This window comes from Variovorax paradoxus, assembly GCF_030815975.1.
GTDB classification, from domain to species: Bacteria; Pseudomonadota; Gammaproteobacteria; order Burkholderiales; family Burkholderiaceae_C; genus Variovorax; species Variovorax paradoxus_N.
Window position 1 is genome coordinate 3,404,019 of the sequence record NZ_JAUSXL010000002.1, and the last position, 17,193, is coordinate 3,421,211.

Below are 17,193 nucleotides of genomic sequence, written 5' to 3' on the forward strand. Positions count from 1 at the left end.
GGAACGTTGTTCCTGGATATGAGACGCAATGTTTGGACTGATCGTCCGGTTTGTCAATCGGGGACTTGGATGTAGGTCTAAACGTTTCAGGTCTTGCTTTTTTTCAGGGCGCGTGCACAGGCCACCGGGTACTCCCCTCCGCGCGGGGGACATTCGCGGAGCAAGGTACCCCGTCGGCGGGAGCGCGCCCTGAACAGCAGCGCCCCGATAGACCACAGACAGTCAATCAGCGCCTGTGCCGCCCCGCCATCAAATCAATCACTTCGCGGAAGATCGTGTTACCGGTAGACGTTGCAAGGTCGAGCACATGGCTGCGGCTGTAGTACGGACTCAGGTCGAGGCCGACCCCAACACCCGCGATCTCGATGTCGCCGCGCTGCTCCTGCCGCGCCACCACGTCGCGCAGGTGATGGTCGAGGTAGTGCGCGTCGTTGGCCAGGTGCGTGGCGCTGTCCATCGGCGAACCGTCGGAAATCACCAGCAGCAGCTTGCGCGCCTCCGGCCGCTGGCGCAGGCGCGCGCAGGCCCAGTCGACCGCCTCGCCGTCGATGCCTTCGCGGAACAGGTCGGCCTTCAGCAGCGCGGCCATCGCCGGGCGCGCGCGGCGCCAGGGCGTGGCGGCGGCCTTGAAGACGATGTGGCAGCGCTCGTTGAGGCGGCCGGGGTGAGCGGGTTTGCCGGCGCGCACCCACTCGCGCTGCGCACGGCCGCCATTCCAGGCGCCGGTGGTGAAGCCCAGCACCTCGCTGGCCGCGCCGGCCTGCTCGAGCGCGCGTGCGAACACGTCGGCCATCATCGCGACCGATTCGGCATGCTCTTTCATCGAACCCGAGCAGTCGATCAGGAACGTCACGATGCAGTCGGCCGCCGGCTCCATGCGTTCGGTCCGGAACAGGCGGCGCTCGGTCGGCGAGGCCACGAGTTGCGCGAGCCGGCGGCCGTCGATCAGGCCTTCCTCTTGGCCGCCGTCCCAGCCGTCGCGCGTGGGGTCGGCCAGCAGCGCGCGCAGCTCGCGCGCCAGGCGGGCGATGTTCACGCCCTGCGCGGCGATGCGGCGGTCGAGCTTCTCGCGGTGGCCGGCGAGCACCTCCCTGCGCGCGAGCGCGGCGGCGTCGTGTTCGCGGTCGTAGGCGGCGGTGAAGACGCGGTAGGCGCCGCCCGCGTCGTCAAGCACGGCGCTGCGGCCCGATTCGGCGGTGGTGAAGCGCTCGATGATCTCCTGGTCCATGTCGGCGACGAGGCTGAAGACGCTGCGCTTGTCGTCCACATGCGGGTCGCGCGCGGCCTCGCTTTCGCCTCCGGCCTCGTGCAGCATCGCGGCCACGGTGCGCGCGATCGACAGCGCATGCACCGCATAGGCCGCCTGGTCGGCACGGTCGCGGCGTAGGCCGGCCAGCTGGTGGCCGATCAGCGGCGCGAGCGCGAAGCGCGTGGCTTCGAGCATGTCCTCGGTTTCTTCCACCACCTGCTGGCCGCTCACGCGGGCGCGGCAGATCTGCGCCACGGCATAGAGCAGCAGGCCGCGCGCGGTGTCGGTCAGCCCCGAATGGTGGAAGGCCAGCGACCACTGTTCATGGCGATGCCGAAGGTTGCGGCGCATGCCCGCCATGATGTCGGGCACCATCGCTTCGGCGCGGAACTGCTCGAACATTTCGAACAGCATGCGCTCGACCGGATCCCCGGGCCGCAGGCTTTCGTGCAGCGCGGCATCGGATGCCGTGAGCCGCAGCGCCAATCCGTCGGCCACGCCGCGAAACGAGGCGAAGTCGTCGATCTCGGGCGAGGGATGCAGGTGCGGTGCGAACCACGGCAGCGCCACGCGGCCGCGATGCAGGCGCCGGCCGCGAAAGTGCAGGTCGCGCTCGCCGCTGAGGGCGCGCACCACGCCCGCGCAGAGTTCGGCCACCTGTTCCTCCTGCCGCACGCGGCGCTGCATGGCGCTGGCAGATGCAGTGGCGGGGGCAGGCGCGTCGGTCATTCGCGCGGTCCCGACAGCTCGTGCGACTCCTTCAGTTCCTGGTCGAAGCAGCGCTGGAAGTATTCGGCCACCAGGGGCCGCTCCGCGTCGTCGCACTTGTTGACGAAGGACAGCCGAAACGCGAGTGCCGGGTCCTTGAAGATCTCGACGTTCTCGGCCCAGGTGATCACGGTGCGCGGCGACATCAGCGTCGAGAGGTCGCCGGCCGCGAAGCCCTTGCGCGTGAGATCGGCTACGGCCACCATCGATGCGACCAGCGTGCGGCCCGCGTCGCCCGCCAGCGACGGCACGCGCGCCTGCACGATCGCGATCTCTTCGCCGGCCGGCAGGTAGTTGAGCGAAGCGACGATGTTCCAGCGGTCGATCTGTGCATGGTTGAGCCGCTGCGCGCCGTGGTACAGGCCGTTGAGGTTGCCCAGCCCCACTGTGTTGGCGGTGGCGAACAGGCGGAAGAAGGGATGCGGGCGCAGCACCTTGTTCTGGTCCATCAGCGTGAACTTGCCGTCCCGCTCCAGGATGCGCTGGATCACGAACATCACGTCGGGCCGGCCCGCGTCGTACTCGTCGAACACCAGCGCCACCGGCCGCTGCAGCGACCACGGCACGATGCCTTCCTGGAACTCGGTGACCTGCTGGCCCTCGCGCAGCACGACCGCGTCCTTGCCCACGAGGTCGAGCCGGCTGATGTGGCCGTCGAGGTTCAGGCGCACGCAGGGCCAGTTCAGCCGCGCCGCCACCTGTTCGATGTGGCTCGACTTGCCGGTGCCGTGCAGCCCCTGCACCATCACGCGCCGGTCGCGCATGAAGCCCGCGAGGATGGCGAGCGTCACGTCGGGGTTGAAGCGGTAGACCGCATCCACTTCGGGCACGTGGTCGTCGCGTTCGCTGAAGGCGGGCACCTGCAGCTCGGTGTCGATGCCGAACACCTCGCGCACGCTCAGCATGCGGTCGGGCCGAAGGTCTGCGATGTCGATCGTCACGGTGGGCTTTCGGGAATGGTGGGGGTCAGGCCTGCGCGCGGTCGGTGCCCGCGTCGGCATCGATGCGGCTCAGCGCCTCTGCGGCGCGCTGCAGGGCGGGCAGCAGCGTCTTCGCCTTGGCCACGTCGAGCCGCATGACCGGCGCCTGCACCGCGATGCACAGGTTCGAGGGGCCGTCGTCGCCCGACGGCACCAGCGCGGCAATGCACAGCAGGCCGGGCAGGAACTCTTCGTTGTCGATGGCGTAGCCGTCCTTGCGCACGCGCTGCACTTCCTTTTCGAGCGCGTCGGGGTCGGTGAGCGTGCGTGGCGTGTAGGGCTCCAGCGGCGCGTTGGAGAGCAGCCGCCGGCGCTGCGCCGCGCTCATCTGCGCGAGAAAGATCTTGCCGCTGGCCGAGCAGTGCACCGGCACGCGCGAGCCCGAATGCAGGTAGAAGCGCAGCGGCGCGGCGGTTTCCACGCGGTCGAGGTACACCACCTCGCTGCCCGAGAGCGCGGTGAGGTTGCAGCTCTCGCCGATTTCTTCCACCAGTTGACGCAGCACCGTATGGCGCGCACCGTGGAGGCTGTCGTTGAGCAGCAGGTTCTCGGCCAGCCGCCGCAGCCGCGTGCCGATGCCGTAGTGGCGGCCGTCGCCCTCGCGCTGCAAGAGGCCCGCGCCTTCGAGCTGCTGGAGCATGCGATGCAGGGTGGGCTTGGGCATGCCGGTTTCTTCCACCAGGCCCTGCAGCGAGTAGCGCTGGTCCTTGGCGGCCATGACTTCGAGCAGCCCGAACAGGCGCATGGTGGGCGTGTCGCCCGGCGCCGGTTCAGGGATTTCGGGCGCGAGCCCCTTGACGATTTTCATGGGCCGGATCATAGTCTTTTTACAAAAAACAAGACAAGACGTACCGATTTTTGTAAATTGTTTGACGCAATGGCCTTGCCGTCCTATATTCCGCCGGAACGAAATTCGGAACAACTGGTTCCGGCTTTTGAAACCCGCCGATCGCCCCATTCCTTTCAGGAGACGCCTTCCATGAGCCAGAAGCAACCCGCCGCACCCACCCGCGAAGCCGTCGCCGGCGTGCAGAAGATGACGCCCTCCGAGGCCTTCGTCGAAACCATGGTCGCCAACGGCGTGACCGACATCTTCGGCATCATGGGCTCGGCCTTCATGGACGCGATGGACATCTTCGCGCCTGCCGGCATCCGCCTGATCCCGGTGGTGCACGAGCAGGGCGGGGCCCACATGGCCGACGGCTATGCGCGCGTGTCGGGCCGCCACGGCGTCGTCATCGGCCAGAACGGCCCCGGCATCAGCAACTGCGTGACGGCCATCGCGGCCGCCTACTGGGCGCACAGCCCGGTCGTGATGATCACGCCCGAGACCGGCACCATGGGCATGGGCCTGGGCGGCTTCCAGGAAGCCAACCAGTTGCCGATGTTCCAGGAGTTCACCAGGTACCAGGGCCACGTGAACAACCCCAAGCGCATGGCCGAGTACACGGCGCGCTGTTTCGACCGCGCCATCTCCGAGATGGGCCCGACGCAGCTCAACATTCCGCGCGACTATTTCTATGGCGAGATCACCACCGAGATCCCGAAGCCCATGCGCGTGGAGCGCGGCGCGGGCGGCGAGATGAGCCTGAACGCGGCCGTCGAGCTGCTGGCCTCGGCGAAGTTTCCGGTGATCCTCTCGGGCGGCGGCGTGGTGATGGGCGATGCGGTCGAAGAGTGCAAGGCGTTGGCCGAGCGCCTGGGTGCACCCGTGGCCAACGGGTATCTGCGCAACGATTCGTTCCCCGCGAGCCATCCGCTCGCCGCGGGCCCGCTGGGCTACCAGGGCTCCAAGGCCGCGATGAAGCTGATCGCGCAGGCCGACGTGGTGCTCGCGCTCGGCTCGCGCATGGGCCCCTTCGGCACCTTGCCGCAGCACGGCATGGACTACTGGCCGAAGGACGCGAAGATCATCCAGGTGGAGGCCGACCACACCAACCTCGGCCTCGTGAAGAAGATCACCGTCGGCATCCACGGCGACGCCAAGGCCACGGCCAATGAACTGCTCAAGCGGCTGGCTGGCAAGACGCTCGCCTGCGACGCCACCAAGGCCCAGCGCGCTGAAAAGATCAAGGCCGAAAAGGCCGCGTGGGAAAAAGAGCTCGACGAGTGGACCCACGAGCGCGACCAATTCAGCCTCGACGCCATCGAGGAGGCCAAGGGCGAGAAGACGCCCACCGGCGGCACTTACCTGCACCCGCGCCAGGTGCTGCGCGAGCTCGAGAAGGCCATGCCGCCGCGCGTGATGGTCTCCACCGACATCGGCAACATCAACGCTATTGCCAACAGCTACCTGCGCTTCGAGGAGCCGAGGAGTTTCTTCGCGCCGATGAGCTTCGGCAACTGCGGCTACTCGCTGCCGACCATGATCGGCGCCAAGTGCGCGGCACCCGACCGACCGGCCGTGGCCTATGCCGGCGACGGCGCCTGGGGCATGAGCATGGTCGAGATCATGACCGCCGTGCGGCACGACATCCCGGTCACGGCCGTGGTCTTCCACAACCGCCAGTGGGGCGCCGAGAAGAAGAACCAGGTCGACTTCTACAACCGCCGCTTCGTCGCGGGCGAGCTCGAGAGCGAGAGCTTCGCGGGCATTGCCAAGGCCATGGGCGCCGAGGGCATCGTGGTCGACCGGCTCGAAGACGTGGGCCCTGCGCTCAAGAAGGCCATCGACATGCAGATGAACCAGGGCAAGACCTGCGTGATCGAGATCATGTGCACCCGCGAGCTCGGCGATCCGTTCCGCCGCGATGCGCTGGCCAAGCCGGTGCGCTTCCTCGACAAGTACAAGGACTACGTTTGAGCGAATCGCTGTTCACGCTGAACGCCGGGTCGTCGTCGATCAAGGTCGCCTTGTTCGATGCGGCCGGCAAGGGCGGCGCGCTGCCCGCGGCGCGCTGGTCGGGCCAGGCCGATGGCCTGGGCGCGGGGCTGAAGGCGCGGCTGCGTGTGCGCGATGCCGAGGGCCGCACGCTGCACGATGCGGCGCTGGAAGGCGACAGCCGCTCGCACCAGGGCGCGCTGGCCGCGCTGCTCGAATGGCATGCGCAGCAGGGCGGCGGTGGCCGCATCGCAGCGGTCGGCCATCGCATCGTGCATGGCGGCGCCAACTTCATAGAGCCGGTGCGCATCGACGATGCGGTGCTTGCCGAACTGGCTGCGCTCGAGCCGCTTGCGCCGCTGCACCAGCCGCACAACCTTGCGGGCGTGCGTGCGGCCATGAAGGCTTTCGATGGCGTGCCGCAGGTGGCGTGCTTCGATACCGCCTTTCACGCGAGCCAGCCCGATGTGAACCGCCGCTTCGCGCTGCCGCGCGCGCTGCACGATGCGGGCGTGCGGCGCTACGGGTTCCACGGGCTTTCCTACGAATCGATCGTGACGCAATTCGCGCAACTGGCGCCGCAGCTCGCGCAGCAGCGCGTGATCGTCGCGCACCTGGGCAACGGCGCGTCGATGTGCGGCATGGCGCAAGGCCGGTCGGTCGCAACGACGATGAGCTTCTCGCCGCTCGACGGCCTCACCATGGGCACGCGCTGCGGGCACCTCGATGCGGCCGTGGTGCTGTACCTGATGCGCTCGCACGGCATGTCGGCGGACGATGTAGAGAAGCTGCTGTTCCGCGAGTCGGGCCTGCTGGGGCTGTCGGGAATTTCCAGCGACATGCGCGAGCTGGAGGCTTCGGCCGCGCCCGCCGCCGCCGAAGCCATCACGCATTTCGTCGAGCAGGTGGTGCAGCACATGGGCAGCCTGGCCGCGGCGCTGCGCGGTGTGGATGCCATCGTGTTCACCGGCGGCATCGGCGAGAACGCCGCCGGGCTGCGCGAGCGCATCCTTGCGCAGTGCGGCTGGCTCGGCCTTCGCGTCGACGCGGAGGCGAACCGCGCAGGACATGCGCGGCTCACCACGTCTGAAAGCCCCGTCAGCGCCTGGGTGCTGCGCACCGACGAAGAGGCCGTGATCGCGCGGCACACCGCGCGGCTGCTGCGGCTCAGCCAGGCTGGATAGCCGCCGCCTTGATGACGTGCGCCCAGCGCGCGATCTCGTCGGCCAGGAACGCAGCGAAGCGGTCCGGCCCGCGCGCATCGATCACGAAACCCTGCTGGCGCATGCGTTCGTCCAGGCCGGGCTGCGCGAGGATCTTCACCACCTCCGCGCCCAGCTTCTGCACCGCGGCGTCGGGCATGCCGGCCGGCGCCATCATGCCGGTCCAGTTCTCGACCTGCAGCTCGGGCATGCCGGCTTCGGCGGTCGTCGGCACCTCGGGCAGCAGCGGATAGCGGGTCTTGCTCGCGATGGCGAGCGCGCGCAGCTTGCCGCCCTTCACGTGCGCGATCGACTCCGGGAGGTTCGAGAACACCACGTCGAGCTGGCTGCCGATGAGATCGGTGATGCACGGCGCGCCGCCCTTGTAGGGCACGTGCTGGATGGTCGACTTGTTGAGGTCGTTGAAGAGCGCGAGCGTCAGGTGGGGCGGCGTGCCGTTGCCGCTGGAGCCCGCGTTGAGCTTGCGCTCCTTCGCCGCCGCGACCAGGCCCTTCATGTCCTGGATCGGGCTGGCCGCGGGCACCACGATCAGCATCGGGCTGCCGGCCAGCAGCGCCACCGGCCGCAGGTCCTTCTGGAAGCTGAACGGCGACTTCGGGAACAGCGTGACGTTGGCCGCATGCGTCAGCGTGACCGCGAGCAGCGTGTTGCCGTCGGGCGGCGCCTTGGCTACCAGGTCGGCGCCGATCTGCCCGTTGCCGCCGGGCCGGTTGTCCACCAGCACGTTGACCTTCCAGCGCTCGCCCAGCTGCTGGCCGATCTGCCGCGCCATCACGTCCGTCAGGCCGCCAGGCGGAAAGGGCACCACATAGCGCAGCGTGGCGTCCGGTTTGGGGTAGTCGCCGCCTTGCGCCCTGGCAAGCATCGGCATGAGCGCGCCCAGCGATCCCGCCGCAGCCAGGGCGGCGGTCCCCTGCATCCATTCGCGTCGTTTCATCGTGTTGTCTCCTGTTGTTGTGTGGGGTCGTGGCGCCTAGCTTCGCCACTGCGCGAGCAGCGCCTCGGGCACCTCGATGCCCTCTGCCTCGGCGCGCAGCCGCAGTTCCTCGCGCCGCGCACCGGGCAGGCGCACGCCGTCGTCGCGCAGCATCTCCGCGACCAGCACCTCGACGCGGTCGAGGTAGCTCGCCGAGCCCGCGAGCGCGCCGGGATCGATGACGATGAAGGCCTGGCCGATGCGCGGCCGGTTGCCGGCATCCTCGAAGAAGCTCGATGCCTCGAAGCCGAACTGCGCACCGATCAGCGCCGTGACCAAGAGCTCGACCACTAGCGCCAGCATCGCGCCCTTGGGGCTGGTGGCCGCGCCTATGGGCAGCATCGAGCCTTCGAGCGCGGCCTGTGCGTCGGTGGTCGGCTGGCCGTGGCGGTCGATGGCCCAGCCGATCGGTATGGCCTTGCCTTGCTTCGCGGCCACCATGACCTTGCCGCGCGCCACTTCCGACAGGCTCAGGTCGATGGCGAGCGGAAGCGCACCGCGGCGCGGGAACACCGCCGCCACCGGGTTGGTCCCGAAGATGGGATGGCGCCCGCCGGCCGCCGGCATCGCGGCCGGCGAGTTGGCAAAGCCGAGCCCGACCATGCCGGCCTCGGCCACCGGGCGCAAATGGTCGACCACCACGCCGCAATGGTGGCTGCCCGTGACGCCCGCAATGGCAATGCCGAAGTCGCGCGCCCGGCCGATGGCTTCGGCAATGGCCATCTCGCAGGCGGCGAAGGCAAGGCCTTCGTGTGCATCGATCAGCGCCGCTGCGCCTTTCTGGCGGCGCAGCGCCGGCACCGCGTCGCCGTTCACCCGGCCGTTGCGCAGGTGCGTGGCGTACTGGGCCACGCGGGCGAGGCCGTGCGAGCCCAGGCCCTGCGCCTCGGCCAGCACCAGTGCGCGTGCGGTGGCTGCCGCCATCGCCTCGTTGGCGCCGGCCGCGCGCAAGGCCGCGGCCACGGCGTCCCGCGCTTGCGGAAGACTCAGCATCGTCATGGTTCCAGCGCCTCCAGCACCTTCTGTGCAATCAGGTTGCTCACGCGCTCGTTCGATTCGGCCGTCACGCCCGCGATGTGCGGAGTCAGCAGCAGGTTGGGGCAGTCCTCGAAATGCGGGCTGGCCGCGAGCGGCTCGGCATCGAACACGTCGAGCGCCGCACCGCCGAGCCGGCCTTCGCGCAGCGCAAGCGCCACGGCGGCTTCGTCGACGATGCCGCCGCGCGAGGTGTTGACGAGCACCGCGCCGCCCTTCATGGCCGCGATGCGCTCCGCATGGAAGAGGTTGCGCGTGCTGTCCACCAGCGGCAGGTGCAGGCTCACCACGTCCGCCTGCGCCACCAGCGCGTCGAGACCCAGCGGCTGCGTGCCCGTTGCACCGAAGGCCGGATGGCTGCCGTCCATCATGGCATCGAAGGCCACCGTGCGCATGCCGAGCGCCTGCGCGAGCCGCGCCGTCAGCTGCCCGATGGCGCCGAAGCCGACCAGCCCGAGCGTCTTGCCCGCCAGCTCGCGCCCGTTCGACAGCGCGTTGCGCGGCCAGCGCCCCGCGGCCACCGCGGCGGTGGAGCCGTAGGCGCCGCGCAGCAGCATCATGGCGCTCGCAATCACGTACTCGGCCACGCTCAGTGCATTGGCGCCCGTGGCCGGAATCACCCGGATGCCACGCGCTTCGCAGCCCGCCACGTCGATGTTGTCGAGGCCCACGCCCAGGCGGCCCACCACCGTGCACTGTGTGAGTGCGTCCAGCAGTTCGCCGCGCACCTGCGTGCGGTTGCGCACGATCAGCGCATGGGCCCACTTCGCTTCCTTGTAGAGCCGGGTGCCGTCGTCCACCAGCGCCACGTCGTAGAGAACGTCGTGTCGCGCGCGCAATTGCGCAACCGCGGCGGCGTCCATGAACTCCGCAATCACTATTCGCTTCATGATGCCTGCCATCGCGCGGGCGCCGTCAGGCCGACTCGTACAGCCGCGTCAGCACGAACTCGCGGTGGCCCAGCGCTTCCGCCGCGGTGAGCCGGCCGTTGGCGGTGCGCAGCATGCATTCGAGCAGCTGGTCGCCGGCCTGGTCGAGCGTCATCTCGCGCTGCAGCAGGCCCGAGGTGTCGACGTCGACGTGCTCGCTCATGAGCCGCACGGTGCGCGGATTGGCGCAGATCTTGATGACCGGCAGGATCGGGTTGCCGATCACGTTGCCCTGGCCCGTGGGGAAGAAGTGCACTGCGTAGCCCGATGCGGCGCACAGCGTCACCATCTCGGCGGCCGCGCTGGACGAGTCCATGAACCACAGGCCCGGGGCGGTCGGCACCTCGGCCTTGTCGAGCACGCCGTCCACCATGCACTTCTTGCCGATCTTCTGGATGTTGCCGAGTGCCTTCTCCTCGATGGTCGTCAGGCCGCCCGCGATGTTGCCCTTGGTGGGCTGCGAGTCCGACAGGTCGCTGGTCTTGTGGCGGTTGATCATGTCCTGGTAGCGGTTGAACATGAACATGAAGCGCTCCTTCACGTCGGGCGTGCGGCAGCGGTCGGCCACGATGCGCTCGCCGCCGGTGATCTCGGAGGTCTCGCCGAACACCAGCGTGTTGCCGGTCTCGTAGAGCTTGTCGAAGGCGTTGCCCACGGTGGGGTTGGAGCCGCAGCCCGAGGTGGTGTCGCTCTCGCCGCACTTGGTCGAGACCCAGAGTTCGTGGATGCCGCAAGGCTCGCGCTGCTTTTCGCTGGCCGCCTGCACGAACTCGCGCGCCACCTTGCTCGCGCGCAGGATGGTGTCGTGGTCGCCGTGGCCCTCGATGCCGAAACCGGCCACCGGCTTGCCCGTGGTGGCGATGCCGTCGACCACCTTCTGCGTCCAGCTGTCCTCGATGCCGATGACGACGACCGCCGCCACGTTCGGGTTGCAGCCCGCGCCGATCAGCGTGCGGAAATGCAGCTCCAGGTCGGCGCCGAACTGCAGGCGGCCGTAGGGATGCGGAATGGCGAGCGCGCCCTTGATGTTGTGGGCCACGGCTTCTGCGGCCGCGTTGGAGAGATCGTCCAGCGGCAGGATGATGACGTGGTTGCGCACGCCGACGCGGCCGTTTTCGCGGCGGTAGCCGAGGAAGGTGGTGTCTTTGGAAATGATGGACATGCTGTGCTTTCTGATTCGTGGGGAATGGAAGTGGGCGAAGCGGGGCGGTGTCCTACCAGCGCTTGGTCTTGATGTTCTGCACGTGCGCGTGTTCGCCGGCCTTGATCGGCGCCACCACCTTGCCCATGTCGATGCCGTACTTCCACACCGTGTCGCCGGGCGCCATGTCCCGGAGCGCGACCTTGTGGCCGATCGGAATGTCCTGGCGCGCATCGACGCTGGTCATGCGGTCCTCGTCCATGATCCAGCCGCTGAGCGACATGCCGGCCTTGACGCCTTCCACCACCACGACCGCGACCGTGTCCTTCGCGTCGTGCAGAACGAAATGAATCATCGTTGTCTCCTGTTGTGACTCGCTGAGAATTTGCAGCCGGGCCAGTGTCCGAGTGCGCGTCTCCGCATGTCAAACAGGTCATATGGATGACTTGGATGAATGGCGACGCGGCCATCACAATGCGCCATGCTCCGCTCGACAGACATTTCCCGCGTTCGAACCCATTCACGCCGATGCGGCGGGCGCGCCGCTCTACCGGCTCGTGAAGCGTTCGCTGCTGCGCGCCATCGAATCGGGGCGTTGCGCGGCCGGCAGCGTGCTGCCGAGCGAGAGCAAGCTGGCGGCGGCGCTCGGCGTGTCGATCGGCACGCTGCGCCATGCCACCGACGATCTCGTGGCCGAGCACATCCTCGTGCGGCGGCAGGGGCGCGGCACCTTCGTTGCGGTGCACAACGACGACCGCTTCATGTTCCAGTTCTTCCACGTGGAGCGCAGCGACGGCCTCAGGCAGGCGCCGCAGGTGGAGTTCGTCGCCTTCGAGCGCGTGCGCATGGACGAGGAGCCCGCGCAGGCGCTGGGCCTGCGAACCGGCGAGCCCGCCATCCAGATCGACAACCGGCTGCTGCTGCAGGGCAGGGCGGCGATCCACGACCGGCTCACGCTGCCGGCGCTGCTGTTCAAGGGCCTGACCGAGAAGCGCTTTCGCGAGCGGCCGAGCACCATCTACCACCTCTACCAGACCGAGTTCGGCATCACGGTGACGCTGGCGCGCGAGCGCGCACGCGCGATGGCGGCCGACCGCAGCGTGGTGCGCATCCTGGGCGTGGCGCCGGGCGCGCCGGTGATGGAGGTGCGGCGCACCGCGCTCACCTTCGGCGACAAGCCGGTGGAGTACCGCGTGTCGATCATCAACACGGCGCAATACGAGTACGTGCACCAGCTGTCGCGGCCGGCCTGAGCGGCTTCGTGCGGCCTAGCGCGCGGATGGAGCGCGCGGTACGGTCGCCCCGCAGTGCCGCAAGAAATCCGCCGTCGCGCGGCCGAGCAGCTTGTCGCGGTGCATCACCGTGGCCAGCCGCCGCATGCCGGCCGGCAGCCGCGTGCGCAACTCGATCAGGTGGCCGTCTTCCAGCGCCTGCGCCACCGTGTAGCGCGAGAGGCAGGCCAGCCCGGTGCCCGAAGCCACCACGCGCTTGATGGCCTCGGTGCTGCCGAGCTCGAAGCCCACGCGCACCTGCTCCAGGTTCTGGATCAGCCACGCATCGGTGACCTGCCGCGTGCCCGAACCATGCTCGCGCAGCACCCACGTGGCCTGCGAGAGCTGGCGGTGCGTGGCGGTGCGCTTTGCGAGCGGATGCCCTGGCGCGGCGACGATCACCAGCTCGTCCTCGCGCCATGCGCGCACCACGAGGTCGGGGTGGGTCTGCGGCCCCTCGATGAAGCCGACATCGACGTCGAACCCCGCCACCGCCTCGATCACGTCGCGCGTGTTGGCAATGTGCAGGTGCACCTGGCTCTGCGGATGCAGCGCCGTCCATTGCGACACGCGCTCGGGCAGCAGGTATTCGCCGATGGTGAAGCTGGCCGCCACGCGCAGCGGCGCCGCATGCTCGCCGCTGAAGAGCGCCTCCACCTCGCCGGCCTGGTCGAGCAGTGCCTGGGCCTTGGGCAGCAGCGCGCGGCCGTTCTCGTTGAGCACCAGGCGGCGGCCGAGCCGGTCGAACAGCAGGGCGCCGACGGAAGACTCCAGGTCGGCCAGCGCGCTGCTCGCGGCCGACTGCGAGCGCGCGATGCGGTCGGCCGCGGCGCGCGTGCTGCCCCCCCGGGCCGTGGCCACGAACACTTCGAGCTGGCGCAGGTTGAGCCGAAGCCGCTGCGCGCTGTGCTGTTGCTGCTGATCTGTTTTTCCGGTCATCGTGAGCGATATTCTCCGCTTTTTCGTTTGATCGATGCTCTCTAACATCGGCCCAGCCCCGCATGAAGACAAAGGACCGCCAGTGTTCAGTTTCCTGTCCCGAGAGCCCGTCCACGATCCGCTCGACGCCCCGACACCTACGGCGGACACCCAGGTCAAGACCACCACCTGCTACATGTGCGCCTGCCGCTGCGGCATCCGCGTGCACCTGCGCGAAGGCGAGCACGGCCCCGAGGTGCGCTACATCGACGGCAACCCCGAGCATCCGCTGAACAAGGGCGTGATCTGCGCCAAGGGCTCGTCGGGGATCATGAAGCAGGTGTCGCCCGCGCGCCTTACGCAGCCGCTGCTGCGCAAGGCCGGCAGCGAGCGCGGGGCCGGGGAGTTCGAGCCCATCAGCTGGGAGCGTGCCTTCGACATGCTGACCGAGCGGCTCGGCAAGATCCGCGCGACCGATCCGAAGAAGTTCGCGCTCTTCACGGGCCGCGACCAGATGCAGGCGCTCACCGGCCTGTTCGCGCGCCAGTTCGGCACGCCCAACTATGCGGCGCACGGCGGCTTCTGCTCGGTCAACATGGCCGCGGGAATGATCTACACCATCGGCGGGAGCTTCTGGGAGTTCGGCGGGCCCGACCTCGACCGCGCCAAGCTGTTCGTGATGATCGGCACGGCCGAGGACCATCACAGCAACCCGATGAAGATCGCGATCAGCAAGTTCAAGCGCGCAGGCGGCCGCTTCATTTCGATCAACCCGGTGCGCACGGGCTACTCAGCCATTGCCGACGAGTGGATCCCGATCAAGCCCGGCACCGACGGCGCATTGTTCATGGCGCTGCTGCACGAGCTCATTGCCGGCGAGCTGATCGACCATGCCTTCCTGAAGCGCTTCACCAACGCGCCGCAGCTCGTGGTGCTGGACGACTGCGAGCGCCAGGGCCTCTTCGCTTTCGACCCGGACCCTACGCGCGGGCCGCCCGGCGACGGCCGCAACCCGCACAACAAGCTGGTGTGGGACAAAAGCAGCGGCAGCGTGAAGAACGCCTACCCCGAAGGCATTGCCGACGGCTGCGACCCCGCGCTCGAAGGCCACTACACGCTGGCCGACGGCACGCGGGTGGCGCCGTCGTTCCAACTGCTGCGCGATCGCGTGGCCAGTTGCACGCCCGAATGGGCCGAGGCCATCACAGGCATCGACGCGCAGCGCATCCGCAAGCTCGCGCGCGAGATGGGCGAGACCGCGCTCAGGCAGGCTTTCGAACTGCCCATTCCATGGACCGATGCCTGGGGCAAGCAGCATGCGACCACGCAGGCGCGGCCCGTGGCCTTCCACGCCATGCGCGGGCTGGCGGCGCATTCCAACGGCTTCCAGACCGTGCGCGCGCTGGCGGTGCTGATGAGCGTGCTCGGCACCATCGATGCGCCGGGCGGCTTCCGCCACAAGGCGCCGTATCCGCGCCACATCGTGCCCAACTACCGGGCCTTCAACGACCCCGGCATGATCCAGCCCAACACGCCGCTCAATGCCGCGCCGCTGGGCTTTCCGGCCAACCCGGAGGAGCTGGCCATCAACCCCGACGGCTCGCCCATTCGCATCGACCATGCGTTCTCGTGGGAGCACCCGCTGTCGGCGCACGGGCTCATGCACAACGTGATCACCAACGCGGTCAAGGGCGACCCCTACCGCATCGACACACTGCTGATCTTCATGGCCAACATGGCCTGGAACTCCAGCATGAACACCATGGCCGTGCGCGAGATGCTCAACCGCAAGGACGAGCAGGGCGAGCACATGATCCCCTTCCTGGTGGTGTGCGACGCCTTCCAGAGCGAGACCGTGGCCTTTGCCGACCTGGTGCTGCCCGACACCACCTACCTCGAGCGCCACGACGTGATGAGCATGCTTGACCGGCCAATCTCGGAGTTCGACGGGCCGGTCGATTCGGTGCGCATTCCTGTGGTGCCGCCCACCGGCCAGTGCAAGCCTTTCCAGGAAGTGCTGATCGAACTGGCCTCGCGCCTGAAGTTTCCGGCCTTCACCACGCCAGAAGGGGGGCGCAAGTTCACGGGCTATCCGGACTTTGTCGTCAACTTCCAGCCGCAGCCGGGCATCGGCTTTCTGATGGGCTGGCGCGGCAAGGACGGCACCGAGCACCTGCGCGGCGAGCCCAACCCCAAGCAGTGGGAAGCGTATGCAGAGAACAACTGCGTGTTCCAGTACCACATGCCAGAGACCATGCACTACATGCGCAACTGGAACCGCGAGTACCTCGACTTTGCAAAGGACAAGGGCTGGCGCCAGCGCAACGACCCGGTGCAGCTGGCGCTGTACTCCGACACGCTGCAGAGCTTCCGCTTGGCCGCGCAAGGCAAGAGCGCGGGCCGGCAGCCGCCCGATGCGCTGCGGGAGCGCATCGACACCTACTTCGATCCGCTGCCTTTCTGGTACCCGCCGCTCGAAGAGGCCTCGACCGATCTCGACGCCTATCCGCTCAACGCCATCACCCAGCGGCCGATGGCGATGTACCACTCGTGGGATTCGCAGAACGCGTGGCTGCGGCAGATCCACAGCCACAACTACCTTCACGTGAACCCGCTCACCGCGCAGGCCGCGGGCATTGCCGACGGCGGCTGGTGCTGGGTGGAGAGCCAGTGGGGCAGGGTGCGCTGCATGCTGCGCTACAGCGAGGCGGTGGAGCCCGGCACCGTGTGGACCTGGAACGCGATCGGCAAGGCCGATGGCGCATGGCAGCTGGCGCCCGGCGCGGACGAGGCGCGCAAGGGCTTCCTGCTCAACCACCTGATCAGCGAGGAGCTGCCTTGCGCGGGCACCGCGAGCGGGCGCATCAGCAACTCCGACCCGATCACCGGGCAGGCGGGCTGGTACGACGTGCGGGTGCGCATACGGCCCGCGGAACCGGGCGAGCCGGAAGAGAGCTTTCCGCAGATGGCGAGCATGCCGAGCGCGCCGGGGGTGCTGGGGAAGGCGGCGAGTGTGCTGACGTACTTTGCGGGGAGGGGGAAGAAATGATGCAGTGGCTCAAGGACCTGATGGCCCCGGATCTGCTCCCTCCCCTTCCGGGGGAGGGCAGGGGTGGGGGCAGCGGCGTTGGAACCGGCAGCCATGCGGCGATGAAAGCCGCCGTGCCCCCACCCCAACCCTCCCCCGAGAGGGGAGGGAGGAATGCCAGCGTACGCGCCGAACCGGGCGAAACCCTCGCCAAGCAACTCGCCCTCGTCATCGACCTCAACGTCTGCGTCGGCTGCCATGCCTGCGTCACTTCGTGCAAGCAGTGGAACACCTCCGGCAGCGCCGGCCCGCTCGCGGATGCGCAGCCCTACGGTGCCAACCCCACCGGCACTTTCTTCAACCGCGTGCAGACCTACGAGGCCGGCACCTTCCCGGCCACGCAGACGGTTCACTTCCCCAAGAGCTGCCTGCACTGCGAAGACCCGCCCTGCGTGCCCGTGTGCCCCACGGGTGCCAGCTACAAGCGCAAGGAAGACGGCATCGTGCTGGTCGACTACGACAAGTGCATCGGCTGCAAGTACTGCGCATGGGCCTGCCCCTACGGCGCACGCGAACTCGACGAAGAGCGCCAGGTCATGACCAAGTGCACGCTGTGCGTCGACCGCATCTACGACGAGCACCTGCCCAAGGAAGACCGCAAGCCCGCCTGCGTGAAGGCCTGTCCCACCGGGGCGCGCCTGTTCGGCGACGTGAAGGACCCGGACTCCGAAGTGTCGAAGGCCATCCGCGAACGCGGCGGCTACCAACTGATGCCGGAATGGGAAACCAGCCCGGCCAACCAGTACCTGCCGCGCCGCATCACGCAGCAGACCGCAGGGCAGGAGGAATAAGGG

At 68.5% G+C, this 17,193-nt stretch carries 14 protein-coding genes; 5 read left to right on the plus strand and 9 right to left on the minus strand.

Annotation, left to right across the window (positions count from 1 at the left end):
• Positions 1-226: 226 nt before the first annotated feature.
• The 3 genes from QFZ47_RS19715 to QFZ47_RS19725 all read right to left on the minus strand — a co-directional run bounded on the left by QFZ47_RS19715 (position 227) and on the right by QFZ47_RS19725 (position 3,817).
• Positions 227-1,978, minus strand: a complete 1,752-nt coding sequence (locus QFZ47_RS19715) for a cobaltochelatase CobT-related protein (protein ID WP_307657232.1) — start codon at positions 1,976-1,978, stop codon at positions 227-229.
• Positions 1,975-2,922: an AAA family ATPase gene (locus QFZ47_RS19720; RefSeq protein ID WP_307658976.1), complete on the minus strand. Its 948-nt coding sequence runs from the start codon at positions 2,920-2,922 to the stop codon at positions 1,975-1,977. The genes QFZ47_RS19715 and QFZ47_RS19720 overlap by 4 nt, the downstream gene beginning before the upstream one ends.
• 61 nt (positions 2,923-2,983) lie before the next feature.
• Positions 2,984-3,817, minus strand: coding sequence for an IclR family transcriptional regulator (locus QFZ47_RS19725; protein ID WP_307657233.1), 834 nt, complete (start codon positions 3,815-3,817; stop codon positions 2,984-2,986).
• A 159-nt stretch (positions 3,818-3,976) separates the two neighbouring features.
• Between QFZ47_RS19725 and xsc the strand changes: the two genes are divergently transcribed.
• Together xsc and QFZ47_RS19735 are read left to right on the plus strand one after the other, a co-directional pair.
• Positions 3,977-5,800, plus strand: coding sequence for a sulfoacetaldehyde acetyltransferase (xsc, locus tag QFZ47_RS19730; protein ID WP_307657234.1), 1,824 nt, complete (start codon positions 3,977-3,979; stop codon positions 5,798-5,800).
• Positions 5,797-7,002 carry an acetate/propionate family kinase gene (locus QFZ47_RS19735; RefSeq protein WP_307657235.1) on the plus strand — a complete coding sequence of 402 codons (1,206 nt, stop codon included), beginning with the start codon at positions 5,797-5,799 and terminating at the stop codon, positions 7,000-7,002. The genes xsc and QFZ47_RS19735 overlap by 4 nt, the downstream gene beginning before the upstream one ends.
• Here QFZ47_RS19735 and QFZ47_RS19740 read toward each other — a convergent pair.
• The 5 genes from QFZ47_RS19740 to QFZ47_RS19760 are packed head-to-tail and all read right to left on the minus strand — an operon-like array spanning position 6,986 to position 11,477.
• Positions 6,986-7,978: a Bug family tripartite tricarboxylate transporter substrate binding protein gene (locus QFZ47_RS19740; RefSeq protein ID WP_307657236.1), complete on the minus strand. Its 993-nt coding sequence runs from the start codon at positions 7,976-7,978 to the stop codon at positions 6,986-6,988. The two genes, QFZ47_RS19735 and QFZ47_RS19740, sit on opposite strands and share 17 nt — an antisense overlap.
• Positions 7,979-8,014: 36 nt before the next feature.
• The gene (locus tag QFZ47_RS19745) at positions 8,015-9,016 is read right to left on the minus strand and encodes an Ldh family oxidoreductase (protein WP_307657237.1); all 1,002 of its coding nucleotides are present in this window, start codon (positions 9,014-9,016) and stop codon (positions 8,015-8,017) included.
• Entirely contained in the window at positions 9,013-9,942 is a 930-nt protein-coding gene (locus tag QFZ47_RS19750) for a hydroxyacid dehydrogenase (RefSeq protein ID WP_307657238.1), read from the minus strand. Before QFZ47_RS19750 ends, QFZ47_RS19745 begins: the two co-directional genes overlap by 4 nt.
• Positions 9,943-9,967: 25 nt before the next feature.
• Positions 9,968-11,143 carry a UxaA family hydrolase gene (locus QFZ47_RS19755; protein WP_307657239.1) on the minus strand — a complete coding sequence of 392 codons (1,176 nt, stop codon included), beginning with the start codon at positions 11,141-11,143 and terminating at the stop codon, positions 9,968-9,970.
• 52 nt (positions 11,144-11,195) lie between these two features.
• Positions 11,196-11,477, minus strand: a complete 282-nt coding sequence (locus tag QFZ47_RS19760) for a UxaA family hydrolase (protein WP_093135268.1) — start codon at positions 11,475-11,477, stop codon at positions 11,196-11,198.
• Positions 11,478-11,679: 202 nt separating this feature from the next.
• Between QFZ47_RS19760 and QFZ47_RS19765 the strand changes: the two genes are divergently transcribed.
• A complete protein-coding gene (locus QFZ47_RS19765) occupies positions 11,680-12,375 on the plus strand; it encodes a GntR family transcriptional regulator (RefSeq protein ID WP_307657240.1) in 696 nt (231 codons plus the stop codon).
• Between the two features lie 15 nt (positions 12,376-12,390).
• Here QFZ47_RS19765 and QFZ47_RS19770 read toward each other — a convergent pair whose 3' ends face one another.
• A complete protein-coding gene (locus QFZ47_RS19770) occupies positions 12,391-13,332 on the minus strand; it encodes a LysR family transcriptional regulator (protein ID WP_307657241.1) in 942 nt (313 codons plus the stop codon).
• An 82-nt stretch (positions 13,333-13,414) separates the two neighbouring features.
• On the opposite strand from QFZ47_RS19770, the gene QFZ47_RS19775 reads away from it, so the two are divergent.
• Both QFZ47_RS19775 and QFZ47_RS19780 read left to right on the plus strand, forming a co-directional pair.
• Positions 13,415-16,360 (plus strand): molybdopterin oxidoreductase family protein, encoded by a 2,946-nt coding sequence (locus QFZ47_RS19775; RefSeq protein ID WP_307657242.1) that lies wholly within the window; start codon positions 13,415-13,417, stop codon positions 16,358-16,360.
• 101 nt (positions 16,361-16,461) lie between these two features.
• Positions 16,462-17,190 carry a 4Fe-4S dicluster domain-containing protein gene (locus QFZ47_RS19780; protein ID WP_307657243.1) on the plus strand — a complete coding sequence of 243 codons (729 nt, stop codon included), beginning with the start codon at positions 16,462-16,464 and terminating at the stop codon, positions 17,188-17,190.
• Positions 17,191-17,193: the final 3 nt, after the last annotated feature.

Excerpts from the sequence above, each read along its gene's own strand:
- QFZ47_RS19715 (WP_307657232.1), bottom strand. The coding sequence starts at position 1,978 with ATGACCGACGCGCCTGCCCCCGCCACTGCATCTGCCAGCGCCATGCAG.
- QFZ47_RS19720 (WP_307658976.1), bottom strand. The coding sequence starts at position 2,922 with ATGCTGAGCGTGCGCGAGGTGTTCGGCATCGACACCGAGCTGCAGGTG.
- QFZ47_RS19725 (WP_307657233.1), bottom strand. The coding sequence starts at position 3,817 with ATGATCCGGCCCATGAAAATCGTCAAGGGGCTCGCGCCCGAAATCCCT.
- xsc (WP_307657234.1), top strand. The coding sequence starts at position 3,977 with ATGAGCCAGAAGCAACCCGCCGCACCCACCCGCGAAGCCGTCGCCGGC.
- QFZ47_RS19740 (WP_307657236.1), bottom strand. The coding sequence starts at position 7,978 with ATGAAACGACGCGAATGGATGCAGGGGACCGCCGCCCTGGCTGCGGCG.
- QFZ47_RS19745 (WP_307657237.1), bottom strand. The coding sequence starts at position 9,016 with ATGACGATGCTGAGTCTTCCGCAAGCGCGGGACGCCGTGGCCGCGGCC.
- QFZ47_RS19750 (WP_307657238.1), bottom strand. The coding sequence starts at position 9,942 with ATGAAGCGAATAGTGATTGCGGAGTTCATGGACGCCGCCGCGGTTGCG.
- QFZ47_RS19755 (WP_307657239.1), bottom strand. The coding sequence starts at position 11,143 with ATGTCCATCATTTCCAAAGACACCACCTTCCTCGGCTACCGCCGCGAA.
- QFZ47_RS19760 (WP_093135268.1), bottom strand. The coding sequence starts at position 11,477 with ATGATTCATTTCGTTCTGCACGACGCGAAGGACACGGTCGCGGTCGTG.
- QFZ47_RS19770 (WP_307657241.1), bottom strand. The coding sequence starts at position 13,332 with ATGACCGGAAAAACAGATCAGCAGCAACAGCACAGCGCGCAGCGGCTT.
- QFZ47_RS19780 (WP_307657243.1), top strand. The coding sequence starts at position 16,462 with ATGAAAGCCGCCGTGCCCCCACCCCAACCCTCCCCCGAGAGGGGAGGG.